21 protein-coding genes are annotated in these 24,773 nt (G+C 61.3%); 10 read left to right on the top strand and 11 right to left on the bottom strand.

Features of this window, described 5'->3' with window-relative positions:
• Positions 1-39 precede the first annotated feature (39 nt).
• From DCO57_RS01865 to DCO57_RS01845, 5 genes are all read left to right on the top strand, one after another.
• Positions 40-648 (top strand): pyridoxamine 5'-phosphate oxidase family protein, encoded by a 609-nt coding sequence (locus DCO57_RS01865; RefSeq protein WP_116697127.1) that lies wholly within the window; start codon positions 40-42, stop codon positions 646-648.
• Positions 649-787: 139 nt separating this feature from the next.
• A complete protein-coding gene (locus tag DCO57_RS01860; protein ID WP_116697126.1) occupies positions 788-2,827 on the top strand; it encodes a M3 family metallopeptidase in 2,040 nt (679 codons plus the stop codon).
• Between the two features lie 12 nt (positions 2,828-2,839).
• Positions 2,840-3,250: a DUF423 domain-containing protein gene (locus DCO57_RS01855; protein WP_208977737.1), complete on the top strand. Its 411-nt coding sequence runs from the start codon at positions 2,840-2,842 to the stop codon at positions 3,248-3,250.
• Positions 3,251-3,408: 158 nt separating this feature from the next.
• Complete coding sequence (locus tag DCO57_RS01850) at positions 3,409-4,842, top strand: cytochrome P450 (protein ID WP_208977736.1); 1,434 nt, start codon at positions 3,409-3,411, stop codon at positions 4,840-4,842.
• Positions 4,839-5,924: a lysophospholipid acyltransferase family protein gene (locus DCO57_RS01845; RefSeq protein WP_116697125.1), complete on the top strand. Its 1,086-nt coding sequence runs from the start codon at positions 4,839-4,841 to the stop codon at positions 5,922-5,924. Before DCO57_RS01850 ends, DCO57_RS01845 begins: the two co-directional genes overlap by 4 nt.
• Before the next feature lie 70 nt (positions 5,925-5,994).
• Here the strand turns inward: DCO57_RS01845 and fghA are convergent, their stop codons facing one another.
• A complete protein-coding gene (fghA, locus tag DCO57_RS01840; protein ID WP_116697124.1) occupies positions 5,995-6,828 on the bottom strand; it encodes an S-formylglutathione hydrolase in 834 nt (277 codons plus the stop codon).
• 122 nt (positions 6,829-6,950) lie between these two features.
• Entirely contained in the window at positions 6,951-8,063 is a 1,113-nt protein-coding gene (locus DCO57_RS01835) for an S-(hydroxymethyl)glutathione dehydrogenase/class III alcohol dehydrogenase (RefSeq protein WP_116697123.1), read from the bottom strand.
• Positions 8,064-8,456: 393 nt separating this feature from the next.
• Between DCO57_RS01835 and DCO57_RS01830 the strand changes: the two genes are divergently transcribed.
• The 5 genes from DCO57_RS01830 (at position 8,457) to DCO57_RS01810 (ending at position 14,564) form a co-directional block, all read left to right on the top strand.
• Entirely contained in the window at positions 8,457-9,710 is a 1,254-nt protein-coding gene (locus tag DCO57_RS01830; RefSeq protein ID WP_116697122.1) for a sarcosine oxidase subunit beta family protein, read from the top strand.
• 94 nt (positions 9,711-9,804) lie between these two features.
• Positions 9,805-10,110 (top strand): sarcosine oxidase subunit delta, encoded by a 306-nt coding sequence (locus DCO57_RS01825; protein ID WP_116697121.1) that lies wholly within the window; start codon positions 9,805-9,807, stop codon positions 10,108-10,110.
• Positions 10,107-13,109, top strand: a complete 3,003-nt coding sequence (locus DCO57_RS01820) for a sarcosine oxidase subunit alpha family protein (RefSeq protein ID WP_116697120.1) — start codon at positions 10,107-10,109, stop codon at positions 13,107-13,109. Before DCO57_RS01825 ends, DCO57_RS01820 begins: the two co-directional genes overlap by 4 nt.
• Positions 13,102-13,677, top strand: coding sequence for a sarcosine oxidase subunit gamma family protein (locus DCO57_RS01815; RefSeq protein WP_116697119.1), 576 nt, complete (start codon positions 13,102-13,104; stop codon positions 13,675-13,677). Before DCO57_RS01820 ends, DCO57_RS01815 begins: the two co-directional genes overlap by 8 nt.
• Before the next feature lie 170 nt (positions 13,678-13,847).
• Positions 13,848-14,564: an endonuclease/exonuclease/phosphatase family protein gene (locus DCO57_RS01810; protein WP_116697118.1), complete on the top strand. Its 717-nt coding sequence runs from the start codon at positions 13,848-13,850 to the stop codon at positions 14,562-14,564.
• A gap of 34 nt (positions 14,565-14,598) precedes the next feature.
• Here the strand turns inward: DCO57_RS01810 and DCO57_RS01805 are convergent, their stop codons facing one another.
• The 9 genes from DCO57_RS01805 to DCO57_RS01765 form a co-directional block, all read right to left on the bottom strand.
• On the bottom strand, positions 14,599-16,089 hold the full coding sequence (locus DCO57_RS01805; RefSeq protein ID WP_116697117.1) for an inorganic phosphate transporter: 1,491 nt from the start codon (positions 16,087-16,089) through the stop codon (positions 14,599-14,601).
• 120 nt (positions 16,090-16,209) lie between these two features.
• Positions 16,210-16,695 (bottom strand): NUDIX hydrolase, encoded by a 486-nt coding sequence (locus DCO57_RS01800; protein ID WP_116697116.1) that lies wholly within the window; start codon positions 16,693-16,695, stop codon positions 16,210-16,212.
• 120 nt (positions 16,696-16,815) lie between these two features.
• Positions 16,816-18,324, bottom strand: a complete 1,509-nt coding sequence (locus DCO57_RS01795) for an inorganic phosphate transporter (RefSeq protein ID WP_347876545.1) — start codon at positions 18,322-18,324, stop codon at positions 16,816-16,818.
• A gap of 138 nt (positions 18,325-18,462) precedes the next feature.
• Positions 18,463-18,888, bottom strand: coding sequence for an NUDIX hydrolase (locus DCO57_RS01790; protein WP_116697115.1), 426 nt, complete (start codon positions 18,886-18,888; stop codon positions 18,463-18,465).
• Positions 18,889-19,048: 160 nt separating this feature from the next.
• Complete coding sequence (locus tag DCO57_RS01785; protein WP_116697346.1) at positions 19,049-19,954, bottom strand: nitrilase-related carbon-nitrogen hydrolase; 906 nt, start codon at positions 19,952-19,954, stop codon at positions 19,049-19,051.
• A 186-nt stretch (positions 19,955-20,140) separates the two neighbouring features.
• Positions 20,141-20,332: a hypothetical protein gene (locus tag DCO57_RS01780; protein WP_116697345.1), complete on the bottom strand. Its 192-nt coding sequence runs from the start codon at positions 20,330-20,332 to the stop codon at positions 20,141-20,143.
• Positions 20,333-20,429: 97 nt separating this feature from the next.
• Positions 20,430-22,247 carry a single-stranded-DNA-specific exonuclease RecJ gene (gene recJ / locus DCO57_RS01775; protein ID WP_116697114.1) on the bottom strand — a complete coding sequence of 606 codons (1,818 nt, stop codon included), beginning with the start codon at positions 22,245-22,247 and terminating at the stop codon, positions 20,430-20,432.
• 150 nt (positions 22,248-22,397) lie between these two features.
• The gene (gene glpX, locus DCO57_RS01770) at positions 22,398-23,393 is read right to left on the bottom strand and encodes a class II fructose-bisphosphatase (RefSeq protein WP_116697113.1); all 996 of its coding nucleotides are present in this window, start codon (positions 23,391-23,393) and stop codon (positions 22,398-22,400) included.
• Positions 23,394-23,450: 57 nt separating this feature from the next.
• Positions 23,451-24,773, bottom strand: coding sequence for a homoserine dehydrogenase (locus DCO57_RS01765; protein ID WP_116697112.1), 1,323 nt, complete (start codon positions 24,771-24,773; stop codon positions 23,451-23,453).

The raw sequence follows: 24,773 nt of genomic DNA, 5'->3' as shown, positions 1-24,773 counted from the left end.
CACGGTTCACCGGATATCCGCCAAGCGAAAGCCTCACTCATGACCACCCTGTCCTCGCTTGACCAGCTCCACGCGCATTACGGAGAACCGGGCGAAGCTTCGCTGATCAAGGAAATCGGCCACCTCAATGCCTCATACCGGGCAATTGTCGAGGCCGCGCGCTTTTGCAGCCTGACGACTTGCGGTCCGGAAGGCCTGGATTGCTCGCCGAGAGGCGACGACGGGGCGGTTGTCCGCATCCGGGACGAGAGAACCCTGCTGCTGCCCGACCGGAGCGGGAACAACCGGATCGATTCGCTGCGCAATATTGTCCGCGATCCGCGTGTTTCGCTGATGTTCATGGTTTCGGGCTGGAACAACGTTCTGCGCGTCAACGGTGAGGCGGTTGTCTGCGTAGATCCTGAACTGCTGGCCTCCTTCGAAAAGGAAGGCAGGCTCCCCCGGTCGGTGATCGTCATCACGATCGACAGGGTGTATTTTCAATGCGCCCGGGCAATCATGCGCGCGCGCCTCTGGGATCCGGAAACCCGGGTTTCCAGGGGGGATTTGCCAACTCCGGGGATGATCATGCATGAAATACAGGACAGCTTTGACGGCAAGGCCTATGATGAGGACTGGCCCGAGCGCGCGGCAAAAAGCATGTGGTGACTTGTTCCACGCCCGACGGCGCATCGCGCCTGCGCGGATGTGACCCCGGCTTCCCCCTCCGGACAGTCTGGGAACCGGCGTCTGCCACACCTATCTGTATCCGACATACACAGCTCAAACCCTATCCAGCAGGACCTTCATGACCGCGAACCCAATGCTTGCCGAATGGACCACACCGTTCGAACTCCCGCCCTTCGGCGAAATCGAACCGGGTCATTTCGAAGAGGCCTTCGACGTTTCCATGGCGGAGGCGCGCAAGGAAATCGAAGAGATCGCCAATCAGCAGGCCGAGCCAACCTTTGAAAACACGATCGTTGCCCTGGAGAAATCCGCCAAGCAGCTCTCCCGGGTCGCGCGGACCTTCTTCAATCTCACCGGGGCCCATACCAACGAGGCCTTCCAGCAGATCGAACGCGATATCGCCCCCAAGCTGGCCAGGCATTCCTCGGACATGCTCCTGAACGCAAAGCTCTACGGCCGGGTGGCATCGCTCTGGGAAAGGCGCGATTCGCTGGACCTGAACGCCGAGCAGATGCGGGTCCTGGAGCGTTACAGCAAGATGTTTCAGCGGGCCGGCGCAGGCCTCGACGCGGCAGGCAAGGCCCGGATGGCGGAAATTTCCCAGCGCCTGGCGACCCTGGGCACGCAATTCGCGCAGAATGTCCTGAAGGATGAATCCGACTATCAGCTTGTTCTGGAAACCGAGGAGGATCGCGCCGGTCTGCCCGATTTCCTGCTTGCGGCCGCCGCGGAGGCCGCCAAGGAGCGTGGGCTGGAAGGCAAGCACGTCATTACCCTCTCCCGGTCGTCCATTGAACCGTTCCTGCAGTTTTCCACCAACCGGCGCCTGCGCGAAGAAGCCTTCCGGGCCTGGACGGCCCGCGGTGAAAACGGCGGCAGCACGGACAACAGGCAGATCATCGGCGAAACGCTGTCTCTGCGGGCGGAAAAAGCCAAACTGCTCGGTTTCGAGAATTTTGCCGCCTACAAGCTCGACGACACCATGGCAAAGACCCCCGCCAATGTGCGGGAATTGCTGACCAGGGTCTGGACACCGGCGGTTTCCCAGGCCCGCGAGGAAGAGACCAAGCTGTCCCAAATGGCTCAAAACCTCGGCGAGAATCATGACATCGAAGCCTGGGACTGGCGCTTCTATTCGGAAAAGGTCCGCAATGCGGAGCATGACCTGGACGAGTCCGAGATCAAGCCGTACCTGCAGCTCGACAACATCATCCAGGCCTCCTTCGACACCGCCTCCCGCCTCTTCGGTCTGAGTTTTGAAGAACTCGAAGGATTGCCGGTCTATCATCCGGACGTCCGCGTCTTCGAGGTGAAAAAGGACGGAAAGCATGTCGGGCTTTTCCTGGGCGACTATTTCGCGCGCTCGTCGAAGCGGTCCGGAGCCTGGATGAGCGCCTTCCGCTCCCAGCACAAGCTGGACGGGGACGTCACGCCGATCATCGTCAATGTGATGAACTTCTCCAAGGGCGCTCCGGGCGAGGCAACCCTGCTGACCTTCGACGATGCCAGAACATTGTTCCACGAATTCGGCCACGGTCTTCACGGCCTGTTGTCGAATGTGACCTATCCGTTCATTTCGGGAACAAGCGTCGCGCGCGATTTCGTAGAGCTTCCCTCGCAGCTCTACGAACACTGGCTGTCGGAACCGGAAGTCCTGTCGAAATTCGCGGTTCATTACAGAACCGGCGAACCGATGCCCCGAGCGCTTCTGGACAAGCTGCTTGCCGCTTCCAATTTCAACAAGGGATTCGAAACGGTCGAATATACCTCCTCCGCGCTGATCGATCTCGAACTGCATCTGCTGGACGATCCCGCGGATCTCGACATCGCGGACTTCGAACGCCGGGAGCTCGGCAGAATCGGCATGCCCAAAGCAATCACGATGCGCCACCGTATCCCGCACTTTCAGCATGTGTTCTCGGGTGACGGATATTCCGCGGGCTATTACAGCTACATGTGGTCCGAGGTGATGGACGCCGACGCCTTCGGGGCCTTTACGGAAAAGGGCAACCCGTTCGATCCGCAGACCGCTGAAAAGCTCCTGACACACATCTATTCGGCGGGAGGCCGGCAGGATCCGGAAGAAGCCTATGTTGCCTTCCGGGGCCGCGCACCGAAAATCGATGCCCTTCTGGCGAAACGCGGATTTGCCGCCTGAGAGGACCTGCCGATGAAACCGATGCGCTATGAAAACCAGTCAGATGCGGAGGCACCGACCTCCGGCCTTCTTCGGATCTGCCTTGTCCTGTCCGGGCTTTCGGGCGCGCTCGGCGTCATAAGCCTGGCGCTGTCCGCGCATGCGGCCGCATCCGCGCTGCTGGAAACGGCGGCGCAGATGCTTCTGCTGCATGCGCCGGTGTATCTCGGGCTCGGGATTCTGGCGCAGGTTCGCAAGGTTCTGTTCCTGCCGGTGGTCGTCCTGCTCATGAGCGCGGGACTGCTCCTGTTTTGCGGCGACATGTTTTCGCGCATCATCCTGGAGCAAAGACTGTTCTCCATGGCCGCGCCGACCGGAGGCATGTTCGTGATCCTGGGCTGGCTGGTGCTGGCGCTCAGCGCTTTACGTGTCAGGCCCAAGTGAGTAAAAGCGTGCCGGCGGGCTGTTCGCGGAGCATTCTGCGTTCGCCGGTGCGCAGACAAGGCGTTCCGCCACTTGAAGCAATTTGATTTTTCGCTTCCGTGAAAGTCCACACGGAAGCGTTTCTGTCCGGCCATGAAACATAAATCTGGATCATATTTGTGACTGTAACCGTGCCCAAGCCCAAAGGTGTTCAAAAAGTCGGAAAGCCTCGCTCCGCCCCGGCCAAGGATTTCGTACCGCCCTATCCGTTCCGGCATGAGGAAATGCCCCCGATCTGGACCCTCATCGGCATGGCGAAACGCAATTTCCTGTCGATCTGGGGCGTCGACGACTTTCAGAGCCGTCTGCGCAGCAAGAAGGTCTTCACCCGCAACCTGGTGGTTTGCAACCGGCCGGATGTCGTGCGTGAGGCCTTCCAGACAAATCACGCGGTCCTGCAACGCAAGAGCCCGCAGATGCGGCACGCGCTGGAACCCCTTCTGGGCGACGGCCTGTTCATCAGCGACACGGAAACCTGGGCAAAGCGCCGCAAGATCGTCGCGCCGATCATCCACGGCTCCCGCGTCAAGGGGTTTGCGCCGATCATGATCGACACCATCGGCGAGAAGCGCGCCGAATGGGCAAAACGGGGCGATGGCGCCGAAATCGATGCGCTGGCGGAAATGGCCCATCTGACCGCGGAAATCATCTGCCGGACAATTTTCGGCCGGCAGCTGGGCAAGGACTACGCCGCCGAAGTGGTTCAGGGGTTTTCCGAGTACCAGCGCCACATCGACCAGACCGATCTCTTTTCGCTCCTCGGCCTGCCCGACTGGCTGCCGCGCATCCGCGGCCGATCCGTCAAGAAGCCCGTCAAACGCATCATGACGGTGCTCGATCAGATCATCGACAGCTATGAAGCCCAGAAACAGAACGGCGAAGCCTCGGTCATCGGCGGCCTACTCGAAGCCCGCGACGAGGACGGCAATCCGCTGAGCCGGAACGCCATCCGTAGCGAAGCGGCTGTGATCTTCATGGCCGGCCACGAAACCACCGCCAACACACTCGCCTGGGCCTGGTTCCTGCTGTCCCAGTGTGACAAGACCCGCGGCAAACTGCAGGCGGAACTTGACACCGTTCTGGAAGGGCGCACACCAACCTTCCAGGATGTGGCCAGCCTGCCCTATACAAAAGCCGTGGTGGAAGAGACCCTGCGGCTTTATCCGCCGGTACCGATCCTTGCCCGCGAGGCAATGGCCGACACCACGATCGGCGGACAGCCGATCGCCAAGGGCTCCCTGGTCATGGTGGTGCCCTGGCTGATGCATCGCAATCCGAAACTCTGGGGACAGCCCGACGAGTTCAATCCGCAGAGGTTTCTCGATCCCAAGGCCAGAAAACCCAACAAATACGGCTATGTGCCCTTCAGCATCGGTCCGCGCATCTGTGCCGGGCTGCAATTCGGCATGACCGAGGCCATTCTCAGTCTTGCCATCCTGGCGCAGAATTTCGACCTGAAACTGAAGGAAGGCACGGATGTCCAGCCGGTTGCAAGGCTGACCCTGCGTCCCGGGGAACACCTGCCCATGACCCTGCATCCCCGGCGGACATGAAAAAAACGGTCCTGCTGGAAGACATCCCCTTTCAGGAAACCCTCGCGGAAGAGCCTGAAGCACCGCCATTGCGCAACGTTCTGGCGAGCGACCAGGAGCTGCGCCACCGGGCAGGTCTCCACTGGTTCCGGCACACCAAGGACGGCGTTCTCAACACGATCTTCCATTCGGGGCTGACACATTGCCCACCGGAATTCGTCTCCAACTTCGGCAAGACGATCACGCCCCTGGTGCGCTGGTCCTACCGCAACAAGCTGTTTCCGAAGCGCATCGAACGGAATTTTTCCGAGTTGACGCAGGGCCGCTGGCAGAGCGAGGCAGCGCAAGACGCGGGTCTGCACAGGTGGTGGCAGAACATCGGCAGAACCATTTCCGAATTCAGTATCGTCAATAAGTTATGGAAAAATTCTCATATAGAGATTGAAGGCAGGGAGAATCTTCTTGCTGCGCAGGCCGCCGGCGCTCCGCTGATTTTCACATCAATGCATCTGGCCACATGGGAGGCGTTGTTCGTCGCGGTCCACGAAGGCCTTGCCGGTCCCAGCATCGGACCGTTTCAACCGGAACCGAACCGCTTCAAGAACCGGATCGTCCATGCGATCCGGAAAGAGCGGAACCAGTATCTGTTCCCGCCCGGACAGCGCAGCGCATACCGGTTGCACCGGCTGATGACGAGCGGCCGTTATTCCATGACGATCTTCATTGACGAGGTTCGGGACAGGCAGGTTCACCTTCCCCTTTTCGGAAGAAAGATACCGGAACGAGGCAATGCCGTGGTTGCCGTGAAGATCGCGAATGCCTGTGGTGGCACACTCGTTCCGACCTACCTGACCCGGACAGGCCCCGCCCGGTTCAAACTGGTCATTCTCCCCGCCATCACGCGACCCGAATCCCCGGCGGACTATGACATTCCGGGCACGATCGAAAAGCTCAACCGGGTCTTCGAGCCGGTCGTCCTCGATCACATCGAGGAATGGTATATGCTCGGCGAATTGCGCCTGCCCCAGAGCTTTTCCAAATCGCCCTATGCCAGAAAACTTGCCCGGACGAACGCCGAAAAGCGTCAAGCCCCGGAGCGTTGAACGCGGGCGGGCGACTGCCGCATGACCGGACAGGCCTCTTGTCCGCTGGAAGCTGACCCGAACGACGTTTTCAGGGTCGGCTCTTCAGCCGTTCCGCATGCCAGATTACATGATCCCGGGCAAAGGACGAGACGAAATAATAGGAATGGTCGTAGCCTTGCTGAAGCCGGTATTGGTGACTGGTTTTCGTGTCCACCAGCGCGGTTACCAGTGAAGTCGGCTTGAGGAGATCATAGAACTGGTCGTCCGCCCCCTGATCGATGAGAATGTCTCCGCTCCACCCCGTTTCCTTCAGGAGAATCGAGGCATCGTGGGCGGCCCAGCTGTTCTCGTCGCCGCCCAGATAGGCCCCCAGCTGTTTGCGGCCCCAATCGGACGCGCTCGGATTGGCGATCGGCGCAAAGGCGGAAAGTGACTGGAAGTGCCCGGGATATTTCATCGCCAGGGTCAGTGCGCCGTGCCCACCCATCGAATGCCCCGTGATGCCGTGATGGACAGAAACGGCGAATTTCTCCGTCACAAGGTCACGCAATTCACTGGCGATATAGGTTTCCATCTGGAAGTGGGCCTTCCAGGGTGTCTCGGTGGCATTGACGTAGAAACCGGCCCCCTGCCCCAGATCATAGGCCTCATCGTCGGCCACGCCCTCGCCGCGCGGACTGGTGTCCGGAAAGACAATGGCAATTCCGGCCTCGGCGGCATGCGCCTGGAGGCCGGCCTTGGTCATCGCGTTTTCATGGGTGCAGGTCAGGCCCGAAAGATACCACAGGCACGGAACCGGTCCGCTTCTCGCCTGAGGCGGCATATAGACGGCAAAGGTCATGTCACAATGACAGGTATCCGACGTGTGGCTGTAAACGCCCTGAATGCCGCCGAAGGCCCTGTTTTCGGATACAGTTTTCATGGTCGTGGCTTTCCGTCTCGAATGCATGCGGTGCGCGAATGAAAGCAGACCGGATGCCCTGACACATTCATGTCAGGGCCCTCGTCCGCTGTCACGTCCATTCGCATGAAAGCAGTTTGCCGTCAGTAAAGCACAACGGAGCGGATCGATTCCCCGGCATGCATCAGATCGAAGCCCTTGTTGATGTCTTCGAGCGGCATGGTGTGGGTGATCATCGGGTCGATTTCGATCTTGCCGTCCATGTACCAGTCGACGATTCTCGGCACGTCGGTCCGGCCCCGGGCGCCGCCGAAGGCGGTTCCGCGCCAGGACCGCCCGGTCACGAGCTGGAACGGGCGCGTCGAAATTTCCGCTCCCGCCGGCGCGACACCGATGATGATGCTTTCGCCCCACCCCTTGTGAGCCGCTTCCAGCGCGGTGCGCATGACATTCACATTGCCGGTGGCGTCAAAGGTGTAGTCCGCCCCTCCCTTGGTGAGGTTCACCAGATAGGGCACCAGATCGCCTTCAACCTCGGAAGGATTGACGAAATCGGTCATGCCGAAACGTTCCGCCATCGGGATCTTGTCCGGGTTCAGGTCCACGCCGACGATCTGGTCCGCGCCGGCAAGCCGCAGGCCCTGGATCACGTTGAGGCCGATCCCGCCGAGACCGAAGACGATGGCCCGGGAGCCGATTTCCACCTTGGCCGTGTTGATCACCGCACCGATGCCGGTGGTGACGCCGCAGCCGATGTAGCAGACCTTGTCGAAAGGCGCGTCGGAGCGGATCTTCGCCAGCGCGATTTCCGGCACGACAGTGTAATTGGCAAAGGTGGATGTGCCCATGTAGTGCAGGATCGGATCGCCATCGAGCGTGGTAAAGCGGGACGAGCCGTCCGGCATCAGGCCTTGGCCCTGTGTGGTGCGGATGGCCTGGCAGAGATTGGTCTTGGGGTTCAGGCAGTACTCGCAAGTACGGCATTCGGGCGTATAGAGCGGAATCACGTGATCGCCCGGTTTCAGTGTCGTCACGCCGGGCCCAACCTCGACCACGACACCCGCCCCTTCATGACCGAGAATCGCCGGGAAAAGCCCCTCGGGATCGGCCCCGGAGAGGGTGAATTCATCCGTATGGCAGATACCTGTCGCCTTGATTTCGACAAGCACTTCGAAAGCGCGCGGGCCTTCCAGATTCACGGTCGTGACTTCGAGCGGTTTACCGGCCTCGATGGCGACGGCGGCACGAACTTCCATGGATGCATCTCCCAGGTTCCAGTATCTGGGGGAGACATAGCGGCCCATGCGTCAATTGCAAGAACCGTTGCGGCAGCCAGTGTCGCAATTACGATATCCGGCGAGAATGCCGCATGTTTTCCTGAGTGCCCTCCTCTTCGCAACCGCCCGTTTTCCGCCCTGTTCCCGAGGAATTCTCAAGACGGCCAACAGGCTTGCGACACTCATGTCGTATTCAGACAAGCAGGCGACTGAAACCTGATACGCAAGCCATTGTGCAATCGCGAAGATGCCGGCAATAGACGGGACCTGTTCCTATTCGCTAAGGTTCCGGTCACGAGAGTTCAACTGGACATGCCGCCGGTCCCTGTTCGACAGGGAAAGACGGACAGCAACGCGCGGAGCCGCAGCTAAATGAAGCGTTATTCCTTTCTGGAACTGGCGAAAAACGCCTTTTCAGCGCATCAGAACTGGGGCCGCCAGTGGCGCGCGCCGGAGCCCAAGGCTGAATATGACGTGGTTATTGTCGGCGCCGGCGGGCACGGGCTGGCGACAGCCTATTACCTCGCCCGGGAACACGGCATCCGCAATGTGGCGGTGATAGAAAAAGGCTGGCTCGGCGGGGGGAATACCGGCCGGAACACGACCATCGTGCGGTCCAATTATCTCTGGGAAGAAAGCGCGGCGCTGTATAACCATGCCATCGGGCTGTGGCAGAACCTTTCCCAGGAACTCAATTACAACGTCATGTATTCGGCACGCGGCGTGATGATGCTCGCCCATACGGTTCACGATGTTCAGGTATCGCAACGGCATATTCACGCCAACCGCCTGGCGGGTGTCCAGAACGAATGGCTGACCCCGGAAGAGGCCAAGGAATACTGCCCGCCGCTGAACATCTCCAGGAATATCCGCTATCCGGTGGTCGGGGCTGCCCTGCAAAGGGTCGGGGGCACGGCGCGCCACGATGCGGTCGCCTGGGGATATGCCCGAGGCGCGGATGATCTGGGCGTCGATATCATCCAGAACTGCGCGGTCACCGGCATCCGGCGCGGGCAGGACGGTTCCGTGGAAGGGGTCGAAACGGCCAAGGGTTTCATCAAGGCGAAGAAGGTCGGTGTCGTTGCTGCCGGACATACGTCCGTGGTCATGGAGATGGCCGGTGTTCGCCTGCCGCTGGAATCCTTCCCGCTGCAGGCTCTTGTGTCCGAGCCGGTCAAACCGGCCTTCCCCTGTGTTGTCATGTCCAACACCATCCACGCCTATATTTCGCAATCGGACAAGGGAGAACTGGTGATCGGAGCCGGCACGGATCAGTTCGTCTCCTACTCCCAGGCCGGCGGCCTGCACATCACCAATCACACCATCGACGCGATCTGCGAACTCTTCCCGCATTTCCGCCGCATGCGCATGCTGCGCAACTGGGGTGGCATCGTGGACACGACGCCGGATCGTTCGCCGATCCTGTCGAAGACACCGGTGCCGGGTCTCTACGTCAATTGCGGCTGGGGCACAGGCGGCTTCAAGGCGACCCCCGGATCGGGGCATGTCTTCGCACATACGATCGCCAAAGACGAGCCGCACCCGATCAATGCGCCGTTCACAATCGACCGGTTCCGAACCGGGCGGCTGATCGACGAAGCGGCGGCCGCCGCCGTGGCCCACTAGGCCGGGAAACGGAAAACGGATCGATACTGGAGAATTCGAGCATCTTACCAGCCTTTCACACGAAAGCAGGATGCTCCAAGGGAAGACTGCCGACATGCTGTTGATTTATTGTCCCTATTGCGAAATCGAACGCGCGGAAACCGAATTCCACTGCGGCGGCGAAGCGCATATCGCCCGGCCTTCCGACCCGGAAAAGGCGACCGATGACGACTGGGTCGAATTCCTCTACATGCGCTCCAACACCAAGGGCATCGCCGCGGAGCGCTGGCGTCACATTCACGGCTGCGGGCGTTTCTTCAATGCGGTGCGCGATACGGTCAGCGACAAGTTCCTGACATTCTACAAGGCCGGCGACCCCAGGCCCGACCTCGAAGCGCTAGCAAGGGAGGCAGGCAAATGAGCCAGCCATTCCGCACCGAAAAGGGCGGGCGGATCGACCGCACCGCAGAACTCACCTTCACCTTCGACGGCGAGGAAATGCATGGGTATGCGGGTGACACCCTCGCTTCCGCCCTTCTCGCCAATGGCGTGCATCTGGTCGGCCGGTCCTTCAAGTACCACCGTCCGCGCGGCATCCTGACCGCTGGCTCGGAAGAGCCGAACGCGCTGGTGGGCGTCTACCGGAACGGCGATCAGACACCGAACATCAGGGCGACCCAGGTTGAGCTGTACCAGGGACTGCAGGTCATTTCCCAGAACCGCTTCCCGTCACTCGGCTTCGACATCGGCGCCGTCAACGACCTGCTCTCCCCCCTCTTCCCGGCAGGGTTCTACTACAAGACCTTCATGTGGCCGAAGGCCTTCTGGGACAGGGTCTATGAACCGATCATCCGGTCTGCGGCCGGTCTTGGCAAACCGCCGAAAAATCCGGACCACGACACTTATGGCAACCTCTATGCCCATTGCGACGTTCTGATCGCCGGTTCCGGCCCCTCCGGGCTGGCGGCCGCTCTCGCCGCGGCAGAGACCGGCGCCAGCGTGATCCTGTGCGATGAGCAGGCGGAATTCGGCGGCTCGCTGCTCAGCGAAAACAGCGCGACCATCGATGGCAAGGACCCGGCGGTCTGGGTCAGCGAAACCGTCGCCAGGCTCGAGGCGATGGACAATGTCACGCTGCTGCGCCGCACCACCGCATTCGGCTATTTCGCGTACAACTTCGTCGCCCTGGCCGAACGGGTGACGGAACATCTGCCGGATCCCGATCCGAGACTGCCGCGCGAACGCCTGTGGCAGGTTCGTGCGAAGGAAGTTGTGATCGCGGCCGGCGCAATTGAACGGCCGATGGTGTTTCCGGAAAACGACCGGCCGGGAATTTTGCTCGCGGACGCCGGCCGCACCTATCTCAACCGCTACGGCGTCAAGGTCGGCCACAGGGTTCTGGTCGCAACGGCCTGCGACACCGCATGGCAGGCCGCCTTCGATCTGGCCGACCATGGTGTCGATGTGGTGGCGATTGCCGATCTGCGCGAATCGCCACCCGAGAGCCTTGTCGCCATCGCCGCCGCACGCGGCATCCGGGTGGAAACCGGTTGTGTTGTGACGGGGACACTGGGGCGCAACCGCATCAGGGCAGCACTGCTGGGCCGGTTGATGACCTCCGGCAAGGTCGCGTCCGGCGGCCAGGTCGACTGCGACGCCCTGCTCATGTCCGGCGGCTGGACACCCACCGTCAGCCTGTTCTCCCAGTCCCGCGGCAAGGTTGTCTGGGATTCTGAAGCCGGTGCCTTCGTGCCCGGCACCTCCGTCCAGAAAGAACGTTCCACCGGCGCGGCGAACGGATTGTATGGCTTGCAGGCTACCCTCGCGGACGGCTATGCCGCCGGTGAAGGCGCCGCAAGGGCCGCGACCGGCAAATCGGCCACTATCAGCCACAGCCGGGCGACAGGTGGCGAGGCGGGCAACGGCGGCATACTCGGCGCCCTGCCCCATGACCGCAATGCTGCGCGGGTGAAGGCTTTCGTCGACTTCCAGAACGACGTCACGGCCAAGGACGTCAAGCTCGCCGTGCGCGAGGGCATGCAGTCGATCGAGCATATCAAGCGCTACACGACCACCGGCATGGCGACCGATCAGGGCCGTCTGTCGAACATGAATGCCCTCCAGATCGCTTCGGGAGCCCTTGAGAAACCCCTGACGGATGTGGGCCTGACCACCTTCCGTCAGCCATTCACCCCAACCACTTTCGGCCTGTTTGCCGGCGTATCGCGCGGCGACTTCTTCGATCCGGTCCGCAAGACGCCGTCGCACGACTGGGTGGTTGACCATGGCGGCCTGTTCGAGGATGTCGGGCAATGGAAACGGGCCTGGTATTTCCCGAAAGACGGCGAGGACATGCATGCCGCCGTGGAACGGGAGTGTCGAATCGTGCGCAAGAGCGTCGGCCTGTTCGACGCCTCCACACTCGGCAAGATCGAGGTGGTGGGACCGGACGCGGCCGAATTCCTGGAGCGGATGTATACCAATCCCTGGAAGAAACTCGCACCGGGGCGCTGCCGCTACGGCCTGCTTCTGAATGATGCCGGTTACATCACCGATGACGGTGTTATCGGCCGCCTTGCCGATGACCGCTTCCATGTCACGACCACCACCGGCGGTGCGCCGAGCGTCTTCGCCACCATGGAAGATTACCTGCAGACCGAATGGCCGGATCTGGATGTGTGGATCACCTCCACCACGGATCAATATGCTGTTGCCGCCATCCAGGGCCCCAAGGCCCGTGAGGTGATCGCACCTTTCATCGAGGGGATCGATCTTTCGGCTGAAGCCCTGCCACACATGAGCGTCAGGGAAGCCACGTTCTGCGGTATTCCCTGCCGGCTTTTCCGCATTTCCTTTACCGGTGAACTCGGGTTTGAAATCAATGTCCCGCGCCGGCACGGAAAGATGATGTGGGATACTCTGGCCGGGGAGATCGAAAAGCACGATGGCACGGCCTACGGAACCGAAGCGATGCACGTGCTGCGCGCCGAGAAGGGCTATATCATCGTCGGTCAGGACACCGACGGCACGGTCACTCCGCAGGATGCGGGCATGAGCTGGGCCATCGGCAAGAAGAAGTTCGATTTCGTCGGCAAGCGCGGGCTCGAAAGACCCGACCTGAAGGCGGAAAACCGCAAGCAGCTCGTCGGTCTGCTGACCAGGGATCCGAAGGTCAAGCTGGAGGAAGGAGCACAGGTTACGAGACTGGAGCAGCCGCCCATCGGCACACCGGCGGAGGGGCACGTCACTTCGTCCTATTTCAGCCCCGCACTGGAGCGCACGATCGCCCTGGCCGTCGTCAAGAACGGCCACGCGCTGGTGGGCCAGACCCTTTACGTGCCGATGCCCGAAGGCAGCATACCGGTCGAGGTGACCGGCACGGTGTTTTATGACAAGGAAGGAGCACGGCTCAATGTCTGATCTTCTGGCTGGCGACCTGATCACGCCGGATGCAGGCGCGGCTCCCCTTCTCGGTCTGGCCAGCGTTTCCATCCTGAAGGCGGCCCCGCTTACCCGCCTCTCTTTGCGGGCGCGCGCGCCATCCCTGAAGACAGCGGGACTGGCTTTCGGCTCCTCCCTTCCCACCCGTCCGCTCACCAGCACGACAGCAGACCGGCGGGCCGCCTTGTGGATGGGGCCGGATGAATGGACGCTGCTGGCTCCGGTGGAGGATCTTCGGGCGGTGTTTGACGGGATCGAAGGCAAACTGGCCGGCGAACCGCATGCGCTGGTCGATGTTTCCGACCGCTCGGAAGCGATAATCGTCAGCGGCGAAAAGGCCTCCTGGCTGCTCAACACCGGTATCTTCGTCGATTTCTCGCTGGAAAGCTTTCCGGTCGGCACGGTGACGCGGACCCTCTTTCACAAGACGCCGGTCATGGTCTGGAGGATCGGTCCGGATACTTTCGTGGTCGAGGCCTGGGGGTCCTTCATGGACTATGTGTCCGGCCTGCTCGTTCAGTGCGCCCAGGAACTTCAGGCAGCCTGATCATCCCGGTCCGGGAAAAACATGCACGCCCCTTGCAGACGGTAACGAACTGCAAGGGGTTTGTTCGTATGCTTGTCTTGTCAAAACACCAATCCGGAAACCAGCGGCGTGGCACATCCCTCTTTCTGCGCGCTTGCAATTGCAGGCGAACGCCCGCCAATCTGTCCAGCATGATCAAAATCGGTTCCTACAACATTCAGAAATCCATCGGAGTGGACGCGCGCCGTCGCCCGGAGCGCACTCTCAAGGTCATCCAGGAACTGGATTGCGACATCCTCGCGCTTCAGGAGGCAGACAAGCGCTTCGGTCCGCGTGAAAGCACCTTGAACCGGCAGAGCATCCTGGCAGAAACCGGCTACCGGCCTGTGCCTTTCGCCACGAGCGACAAAAGTCTGGGCTGGCACGGCAATGCCCTCCTGATACGTGACACGATCGGAATACTGGATTTCCGGCGGATAGAGCTGCCGACTCTGGAGCCGCGCGGCGCCGTCGCCGCGGATCTTGTCGTCAACGGTGAAAAATTCCGTATCGCGGCAATGCATCTGAGTCTGGTGGGGCATTTCCGCAAGAAGCAGATTACGTCGCTGATGCACCAGCTTCACGAACATCTGGACTACCTGCCGACGGTGCTGATCGGTGACCTGAACGAATGGCGCGATGCCTCAGGCAGCCTGAAACTTTTCGAGCAGCGCTACGAGGTCACGACACCTGGGCGGAGCTTTCCCAGCCCGATGCCTGTCGGCAGTCTGGACAGGATCATCACCAGCCCCGAATTCACGGTGCAAGAGGCCGGCGTGCACAAATCCAAGACCGCGCGCGTTGCCTCCGACCATCTCCCGGTATGGGCAACGCTCACCCTCGAGCCATCGGGTCATATTCCCGCCTGACAGCAGACGCGGATAGTGGCATGGGTTGGGCTGATCAGGAAATCAGCGTTATGATCACGAAATAAAGCCCGCCCGACAAAACGGCGGCGGCCGGAACCGTCACGATCCATGCCGCGATGATGGTCATGAAATGCGCACGGCGCACCAGATGACGACGGGCCTGTTCCTCGCGGTTGCGGACCGGACGGACCACGTTGTTGCCGCCCTGTTTCTTGTTCACGTATTCAAGGCGCCGCAGGGAGCGCTCGGTATACCATTCCCGGAAGAACCCCACACCGAACACAGCCCCGACGGCGATATGCGTGGAACTGACCGGCAGCCCCAGCCCGGAGGCGATAATCACCGTGATCGCCGCGGAAAGTGAAACGCAATAGGCCCGCATCGGATTGAGTTTGGTGATCTGTTGCCCGACCATCCGGATCAGCTTCGGGCCGAACAGCAGCAGGCCGAAGGAAATGCCGAAAGCTCCGACCGCCATGACCCAGAGCGGAATGCTGACCTTGTCAACAACATCGCCCAGTTCTGCCGTATGCACGATGGCGGCCAGCGGGCCGACAGCGTTGGCAACATCGTTGGCTCCGTGCGCGAAGGACAACAGCGCGGCGGAGCAGACCAGAGGAAGGGAAAACAGGACACGGAGCGACTGATTACGGTTCTCCAGCCCTTCCGACTGACGCCGGATCAGGGGACGCACAATGAACCAGACGGCAAAACCGAATACGATGCCCAGGAGCAGCGACGTCGGCATGCCGATCCTGATGACGTTCTTCAAGCCTTTCAGCACCAGATAGCTGGCGAATGCTCCAGACATCACCCCGATCAGGACCGGCACCCAGGTCCGGGCGGCCTCGATCTTGTCGTCTCGGTAGATGATGAAGGTCTTGATGAAGGCCAGAAATCCGGCGGCGATCAGGCCGCCGAGAAAGGGCGAGATGATCCAGCTTGCCGCAATGCTGCTCATGGTGGTCCAGTTGACGGCATCGATCCCGGCAGCCGCGATGCCTGCGCCCATGACACCCCCGACGATCGAATGGGTCGTCGACACCGGAGCTCCGATCCAGGTTGCCAGATTGATCCATAGCGCCGAGGAAACCAGGGCCGCCATCATGGCCGCCATGAACACATTGGCGTCTGCCACCGATTGCGGGTCGATGATGCCCTTGGAGATCGTTCCGACCACATCACTGCCGGCGATCAGCGCCCCCGCGCTTTCAAATACCGCCGCAATCACCAGGGCCGTGAGCAGTGTCATCGCCCGGGAGCCGACCGCCGGTCCGACGTTGTTGGCAACATCATTGGCGCCGATATTGAGCGCCAGATATGCGCCGATCGCGGCAGCGGCGACGATGACGATGGCCCCGGGTGTGCCCGACATGGAAGCCCCGGCTGCCAGGGCGCACAGAACGATGAAGACCAGGGCGATGCCCGGCGCGATCAGGCCGCGGCCAAGCGACCCGGCCGCCTCTTCCATGTAACTGAATTTGTCGAGATCTTTGTCGAGCGTCGGCTTCTTCAGATTCGGCATGGGCGGTCCAATAGAGGGGGCCTCGCAAGTCACGTCCTGCCGGGCAGGCGCTTGTACGCGACTGCCATATAGAAACCTCTGGAAACGTCAACCAGTTGGATCTGTTTTCGCCGAAAAATGTTAGCCGGGTAAGCGTGCCAGCTTCCGAAGCACCTGCACAAGGCCCGGGTCCTCGGCAATCCTGACAGCTTCCTCGATCGACAACCAGCGCACGTCCCGTTCACCGCGCTCGGGAAACGCGTCCGTCGTGCTCTCGACATCAACCAGATAGACCAGCACCCTGGTCCTGAGCTTCAGCCCCCCTTCCCCGCCCTTGTAGGACTGGAAGCTGGCAAAAGGTTTCTTGCGCGCCCTGCCAATCACCCCGGCTTCCTCGAAAGCCTCGATGGCCGCCGTGCGATGGGCCCGGAGAGAGACGATCGGCCAGCCCTTGGGCAGGATCCACCTGCGGGTTGTCCTGGAGGTCACCATGAGCACTTCCCGCTTGCCATTGCGGTGACGCTGGCAAAGTGCCGCGATCTGCAGACGGGAGGGCCGCTGAAACAGAAGCAACAGGTTCTGCAACAGGGACGGTCGATAGACATCAGTGGAATTTATGGAAGACACGTTTCATTTCCGTACGTTACGTTTCCCACCACAGTAGTTCAATGCACGGACAAAGTCCAACAAAAGCGCACTCGATGCGCTCTCACTTCCCCGAAGCGACGGAGATATGCGCCGGAATCCTCAAGCCAGGATCAGCTGCAGCAACTGGAACAATGCGGCCGACAACAGGGCGGAAGCGGGCAATGTCACCACCCAGGCGGCTACGATGGTGAGCAGGTAGGCACGGCGCACCAGCAAACGGCGACGGCGCTCCTCTCGGTTCTTCAGCATCTTTCGGGGTTTCATCACCCCGGCGTCCGCGACATAGCGGTTGCGGTACCATTCCCGGTAAAAGCCGACACCGAACAGCGCGCCGACCGCGATGTGAGTCGACGATACGGGCATGCCAAAGGCAGAAGCAGCCAGCACGGTGGCGGCCGTCGACAGTGTGATGCAGAAAGCGCGGACAGGGCTCAGTTTGGTGATTTTCTTGCCGACCACGGTCACCAGGCGACGCCCGAACAGCAACAGCCCTGCCGAGATGCCGAAGGCACCGACCGCGCTCACCCAGATCGGGACGACCGGATCGAGCGATTCCATGTACCAGAAGATCAGATCCGGAAAGTCGTTCGACTGGCTGAGCACGATAGCCGCCAGCGGCCCGATGGCGTTGGCAACATCATTGGCGCCGTGAGCGAACGACAGGAGACCCGCCGTGATCATGAGCGGTACAGCGAACAGGCTCCGCAGGCTGCGGGCGCTGTTGGTCAATGTCACCGACTGGTCACGGACGACGCCTCGGTAGAACCACCAGACACCAAGACCGGTCAGCAGTGACAGGCAGATTGCCGCCCATTCGGGGATGGTGATTACCCTGTGCGACGACTTCAGCAGAATGTATCCGGTGAACACCGTTCCCATGATTCCCAACAGGACCGGCAGCCAGATCCTGGCCGCCTTCAATCGGTCCGGCGCATAGACCACCCGGGCATTGACGAATGCCATCAGGGCAGCACCGATGACGCCGCCCAGAACGGGGGACATGACCCAGGTCGCGGCGATGGTGGAGATTGTGGTCCAGTTGATTGCGGCAAAGCCGCTGGCGGCGATGCCGGCGCCGACGACGCCGCCAATGATGGAATGGGTGGTCGAGACCGGCGCGCCGATAACGGTCGCAAAGTTGATCCAGAGCGCGGAAGCCGCCATGGCCGTCAGCATGACCTGCATGAACTCGAAACTGTCGCGCACGTCATTCTGACTGAGGATGTCACCTGAAACCGTCGAGACGACGTCCGCCCCGGCAAGCAAGGCCCCGGCACTTTCGCAGACCGCTGCGATCAGAAGCGCCGCGGTCAGACTCATCACGCGGGCGCCAACGGCAGGGCCGACATTGTTGGCGACGTCGTTCGCACCGATATTGAGCGCCAGATAGCCCCCGATCGCGCTGGCAGCGACCAGAATGAGCGCGTCGGAAAAAGTGCTGGAGGTCACCTGGGAGGCGGCAAAGGCGGCACAGATAACCAGAAAGACAAGAGCTACGCCCGGCCCTGCGAGCCGCCGGCCCATGGACTCCGCCGCATCGCTGACAAATCCGATCCGGTCGAGATCCTTGTCCATGGCCCTGGACTTCAGGTCCTTTTGTGTCAGCACGCAACAAGCCTTCTAAAGGTCACGGACTTAATTTGGGAAAGAGCCGCCAGACAGTGTCCACGTCATGTGACGGATCGCACTATGAGAACGACATGGATGCGGCAGGCAAAGAGCAGATTCAACAATTATCCGTATAATTTACATGATCTCCGACCGCTTGCGGCGCAGGAAACGCTTCAGCGCCGGCTCGTTGACCGCTTCAATGGCTTCGGACAGCGGCAGCCACACGCATTGGCGTTGTCCGATTTCCGGAAAATCCTCGAGTTGCTTTTCGAAGCGGATCTTGAAGACGAGGACCTTCGTGCGGATCTTCACCCCTTTGGACAGCCCCTTGTAGGAGCGGAAACTCCCCATCGGTCTGGGTTCCGCTTTCCCCACCACCCCGGCTTCCTCATAGGCTTCGATAATTGCGGTCTGATGGGCAGGCTTGTCTTTTTCCGGCCAGCCCTTGGGCAGAATCAAGCGGCCGGTATCGCGTGTGGACACCAGGAGAATTTCGGGTTCCTTGTCGCCGGGCCGAAAGCACAGGGCCGCGATCTGCAATCTGGCGGGTTTGACAAACAAACCACCGAGACCTTGCAGCCACGAACTATCCGGTAACAATATAGCCTTTGCGAATCTCATCTCCACACCCGGTCTCTGACAACAAGGCGTGTATAGAGATTCGGCGCGATGCAGTCCATTGAAAAGTGCACTTTGTGCGCAAATTTAAACTGCAGAAATGTTAATATTTTCTGTCCGGCTCGGCGGTGACCGCCACATGATCCGCGGTCCAGGCTCCCGGCCAGACCTCGGCTTTTCCTGATCTCAGAGCACGCATCTGTTCAAAGGGAACAGGCGCGATCAGAAAAGGCTCCTCGCCGGCAGCCCCTCCCGTAGGCGGTACGTCCGCCGCAACACCCGTGTGCCCGAATTCCTCCTCGCACGGCAGGTAGAGCGCCGCACCGGAAAAGTTGGTGTCGTTCTGCGTCGTTCCCTTCGACGTCCCGACCACACCACAAACCCCGACGGCGCACATGAGTTCCACGGCGCGCGCCCGGGCGCAGCCGAACACCCGGTGATAACCGGAAGGCTTTTCCGTCATGGACGGCACCAGCAGCAGATCCAGACTGTGCCCGGCCAGCAGACTGCTGAGCGCGGGCATTTCCACATCAAGGCAGATCAGGATGGCCATCTTCAATCCATCCAGGTCGAAAACCCGCAATGTGCTGCCCGGCGTCAAATGCCAGGTGTCGGGGCTTTGTTCGAAGGGGGTCAGACAGAGTTTGTCCTGACGGATTTCCCGTCCGTCTGCGGTCAGCAGAACGGCCGTGTTGGTCATTCCCTCTTCTGTCGACACCGGCATCGAGCCTGCGAGCAGGGAAACACCATAGGTCTGCGGCAAGGGCCTGAGCAGGGAGATCAGTTCAGCTCCCACAGTGGCCAGAAACCCCATTTCCTCTTCCGGCGGCAATCCGTCCGGCTTGAAGGCCAGGCAGCATTCAACCAGATATTCCGGCAGCATCAGCAGCCTGGCTCCACCATCGGCGGCACGCCTGACGCCTTCCTCGATCCTCTCGGCCAGACCGGCAACCGACTCCGGTGCGCAGCCGAGATTGAAGGACCACAAAGCAACTGAATAGTCTGACATGGCGCCACGCGACATCACTCCGGACCTGCCCGCCCTCCCATGAGCAGGAAGGAGCACAGACGGATGGGCTTCGGGAAATCGGAGCCTCCCGGCAACGTTCAACCGAACGCGAAGAGGGCTCCGGGAAGCGCCAGAGATAGATGAGTTGAACGGGGAAGATCAAGGCTGAAACGACAGCCGGCCGGATCAGATGAGAAACAGGCCGACAAATGCCGCGAGAACGATCAGGAATCCGGTACCGACCATGACGGCTTTCGGTTCTGGCGGCAGGGCCTGCAGTTTTGCCGACCGGCGAACCTCCCGGATGCCCGCCAGAGCGCGATCCGTGCGCCGGTCAATTTCCGCAAAATACGGCGAAAGCTCATTCTGAGCGCGCATGATTGCCCCTCGCGATTCCTTCGTGAGCATTCACGGTAGGTGAAGGGCGTTAGCTTTTCGTAAACGGCTTCAGGCACCACGGCAGCGCGGTCAGGGCTTAGACGCGCACCTTCTGCGGGTCCGCCACATCAAGAATGCGCAATTGAACCTTGGGGGTTCCCTGCCATGTATCGATCGACAGCGTTCCGGCTACATGCAGGGAACGGCCCCTCTCGCGCAGCAGCATCTGTCCGTGCGGCTTGTCCTCGGCCTTGAAACAGATGCCCTTGAGCGTGCTGCCGTCGCCGGCCGCCAGGGTCGCCCGCACATGGCCCTTGCCGACCACATCGGCAAACGAAACCCGATGCGAGGGGAATGCGAAAACCGGATCCGGATGGCCGGCGCCATAAGGGCCGGCCTTTTCAAGGAGTTCCAGCAGGTCGAGCGTTGCGCCGGTCGCAGTCAGCGCCGCATCGACCTTGAGCTCCCGGTGCGCGGAGGCCGCTTCCACGTCGGCACCCAGGGTGTCATTGAAAAAGGCTTCCAGCTCCGCCACCTTGTCCCGGCGCACGGTCAGGCCGGCCGCCATCGCATGGCCGCCGCCTTTTTCCAGAAGTCCCTCGTCAACCGCCTTGCGGACAGCCTTGCCGAGATCCACACCCGCGATCGATCGACCCGAGCCTGTTCCCTTGCCGCTCTCGTCATAGGCTATGGCAAAGGCCGGCCGTCGGTGAGCGTCTTTCAGCCGGGAGGCTATGAGGCCGACGATGCCCGGATGCCAGCCATCGGACCCGGTCAGCAGAACCAAGGGATCGCGCGCCTCGATGGCCATCGCCGCTTCCGCGCCCGCCTGTTCCAGCATCACCGCTTCCATCGCCTGGCGCTCGGAATTGAGCAGATCGAGACGTTCGGCAATTGCCCGCGCCTCGTGCGGATCCTGCGTCGTGAGCAGTCTGGCCCCAAGCGCGGCATCCCCGATCCGTCCGCCGGCATTGATCCGCGGGCCAAGCAGAAAGCCGAGGTGATAGCTGGCGGGCTTGCCGCTCACACGGGCGGCATCCGACAGGGCCGTCAGTCCGTAATTCTGCCTTTGATGCATGACTGCCAGGCCGCGGGTGACATAGGCCCGGTTCAATCCCTGCAGGGGCACAACATCACAGACCGTGCCGAGGGCGACAAGATCCAGAAGCGCCATCAGATCGGGCGCAGGCCTGCCTTGAAAGGCGCCCCGGCGCCGCAGTTCCCGGTTCAGTCCGACGAGGAAGAGAAAGGTCACGCCGACAGCCGCCAGATGCCCCTGCCCCGAAAGGTCGTCCTGCCGGTTGGGATTGACCAGCGCCCTGACGTCGGGAAGGGTCTCGCCGACCTGGTGGTGATCGATCACCACGACGTCAAGATCAAGCTTGCGCGCCGTCTCGAAGGCTTCAAAGGACGTGCTGCCGCAGTCCAGCGTCACCAGCAACTGCGCGCCATCCTGCCGCAATTGTTCGATCGCCGGACCATTGGGGCCGTACCCTTCGATGATCCGGTCGGGAATGTGAATGACGGGATCAAGCCCCAGACCCTGAAGATATTTCGCGAAGATTGCCGAGGATGTGGCCCCGTCGACATCGTAGTCGCCGAAAATGGCAATTTTCTTTTCCGCCTGAACGGCGTCGGCGATACGGGCCACGGCGGCATCCATATCCACCAGCGTCGACGGGTCCGGCATCAGGGACTTGATCGTGGGCTCGAGAAATTCGGACGCCTCATCGGGCAGCACGCTGCGGGCTGCCATTACCCGGGAGAGAACATCCGGCAATCCGTGCGTCTGGGCAATGGCTGTTGCCGTGCGCGCCTGCGCCGCGTTGAGGCGTTCGCGCCAGGCATTGTCGTTTGCCGAACGGGCGACTCCCAGCACGAGCCGCCTCTCCTCTTCTCCTGAATTCCCGATCATTCACTGCCTAAATTTCAACGGAGCCTCGGTCCCCTCGTCCGGGTCCCGATGCTCACGGCTTCAGGATCGTCCTGCACCCGCAGCTCCCGATCCGTTTCCGGTTGAGGCCACCGAAACATGGTCAGTACCCGATCCCCCCGGGAACTGCCCTCAGTCCATATGGAATTTTTCCAGATCCGTATGCTGGGCCTTGATATAGCGGACCGTGCCGGTAGACGACCTCATGACAACGGTATGGGTCGTTATGTTGTGGCGTCCGAAGCGAACCCCCTGCAGAAAGTTTCCGTCGGTCACGCCGGTGGCCGCGAACAGGACATCCGGCCCGGCCATTTCTTCCAGGGTGTATTTCTTCTTGATGTCCTCAATGCCCATCCGGTGCGCCCGCTCCACCTGCTCGTCGCGGGTGATCACCAGACGCGACTGCATCTGGCCGCCGATGCAGCGCAGGGCGGCCGCGGCCAGCACGCCTTCGGGCGCCCCGCCGATGCCGACATAAAGATCGATTCCGGTTTCATCCGGATCGGTCGTGTGGATCACGCCGGCAACATCGCCGTCGCCGATCAGGCGGATCGACGCGCCGGTTGCCCGTATATCCTCGATCAGCCGGGCATGGCGCGGCCGGTCCAGAACGCAGGCGGTGACCTCGTTGATCTTGACACCCTTTTCCCTGGCGACGGCAGCAATGTTCTCGGCAATGGGCGCATCCAGATCGATGACGCCGTCCGGATATCCCGGGCCGATCGCGATCTTGTCCATATAGCTGTCCGGCGCGTTCAGCAGGTCGCCTTCCGGCGCCAGGGCGATGACGGCCAGGGAGTTCGGAAGATTCTTGGCGCAGATCGTCGTGCCTTCAAGCGGATCGAGGGCGATGTCCACCTTGGGGCCGTTTTTGGTGCCGACGTTTTCGCCGATATAGAGCATGGGCGCTTCGTCGCGCTCCCCTTCGCCGATCACCACAGTACCGTCGATCGGCAACCTGTTCAGCTCGCGCCGCATTGCGTCCACAGCGGCCTGATCAGCGGCCATTTCGTCGCCGCGACCACGCAGCCGGGCTGCCGAGACAGCCGCTCTTTCGCTGACACGGGCCAATTCAAGCGTCAGAATTCGGTCCAGGCCGCTTGCCGGCTGTTTTTCGGTATCGGACATCAACTTCTCCAGTCTCTCCCCGCAGGATCCCCGCGCGGCACACTCAAGTTCAAGAATTCAATTCAATTTCTCGATGCGGATCATCTTCGGCTCTTCGGAAACCACGCCTTTCGAAAGGATGGTTTCGAGCGCCTCCCGGATCGCGACTTCGGTCGTTTCATACGTGATCAGGATGACAGGCTGAGGCACCTGCGCGTCAAATTTCGCCGGTGTCCCGTCAGTCGAATGGCGCTTCTGGACGATCGACTCGAGCGAAATGCCGGCATCGCCCATGCAGCGGGCAATCTCGGCAAAGGCTCCCGGACGGTCATAGACGGACAGGCGGATATAGTAGCCGCCCTCATGCATGCGCATCCGTGCCCGCTGGTAGTCCTTCAGATCGACCGCCGGCATGCCCAGGACGGGGGTTTCATCGCCCCTGGCGATATCCGCGATGTCGGCGACGACGGACGACGCCGTCGCATTGCCACCAGCGCCCGGCCCGACGAGAACGATCTCTCCGACATAGTCCCCATCGACGGCAACCGCGTTCAGCACACCGTCAATGCGGGCGATCGCCGAGGTTTTCGGCACCATTGTGGGATGAACGCGCTGTTCTATGCCGGTCTCCGTCCGCTGGGCGATTCCCAGAAGCTTGATCCGGAACCCGAGTTCGTCCGCGGCCTGGATATCGGCGGTCGAAATGGAGGTGATCCCCTCCACATAGATGTCGTCATCGGCGATCCTGGTACCGAATGCGAGGCTCGTGAGGATCGCAAGCTTGTGCGCCGTGTCATTGCCCTCGATATCGAAGGTCGGATCGGCTTCGGCGTATCCCAGACGCTGTGCCTCGGCAAGGCAAGCGTCGAAGCCGATGCCCTCGGCCTCCATACGGGACAGGATATAGTTGCAGGTGCCGTTCAAGATGCCGTAGACGCGGCTGATGTCGTTGCCGGACATGGATTCCCGCAACGTCTTGACGATCGGGATGCCTCCGGCCACGGCAGCCTCGTAGTTCAGGCAGGCCCCGTTGTTCTCGGCAAGAAGCGCAAGATCGACACCGTGCCGGGCAAGCAGGGCCTTGTTGGCGGTGACCACATGAATGCCGCGCCTGAGCGCCGCGCGGACACTGTCCTCCGCCGGTCCGCTGTCGCCGCCGACGAGTTCGACAAAAATATCGATCTGCGCCTTCTCGGCCATCTCGACCGGATCGGAAAACCACTCCATTGCCGAGACATCAAAACCGCGGTCCTTGCTGCGGTCACGGGCGCTGACCGCCGTCACGGTGACGACGCGCCCGGATTTGCGGGCGATCTGACCCGAGTGTTTCGCGAGTAGCTGCACAACGGACATGCCCACGGTGCCAAGGCCGGCGACACCCACTTTCAATGCTTCTGCCAT

The organism is Labrenzia sp. 011 (assembly GCF_003075075.1).
Taxonomy (GTDB): domain Bacteria; phylum Pseudomonadota; class Alphaproteobacteria; order Rhizobiales; family Stappiaceae; genus Roseibium.
This window is presented reverse-complemented; position numbering and strand designations above follow the sequence as displayed.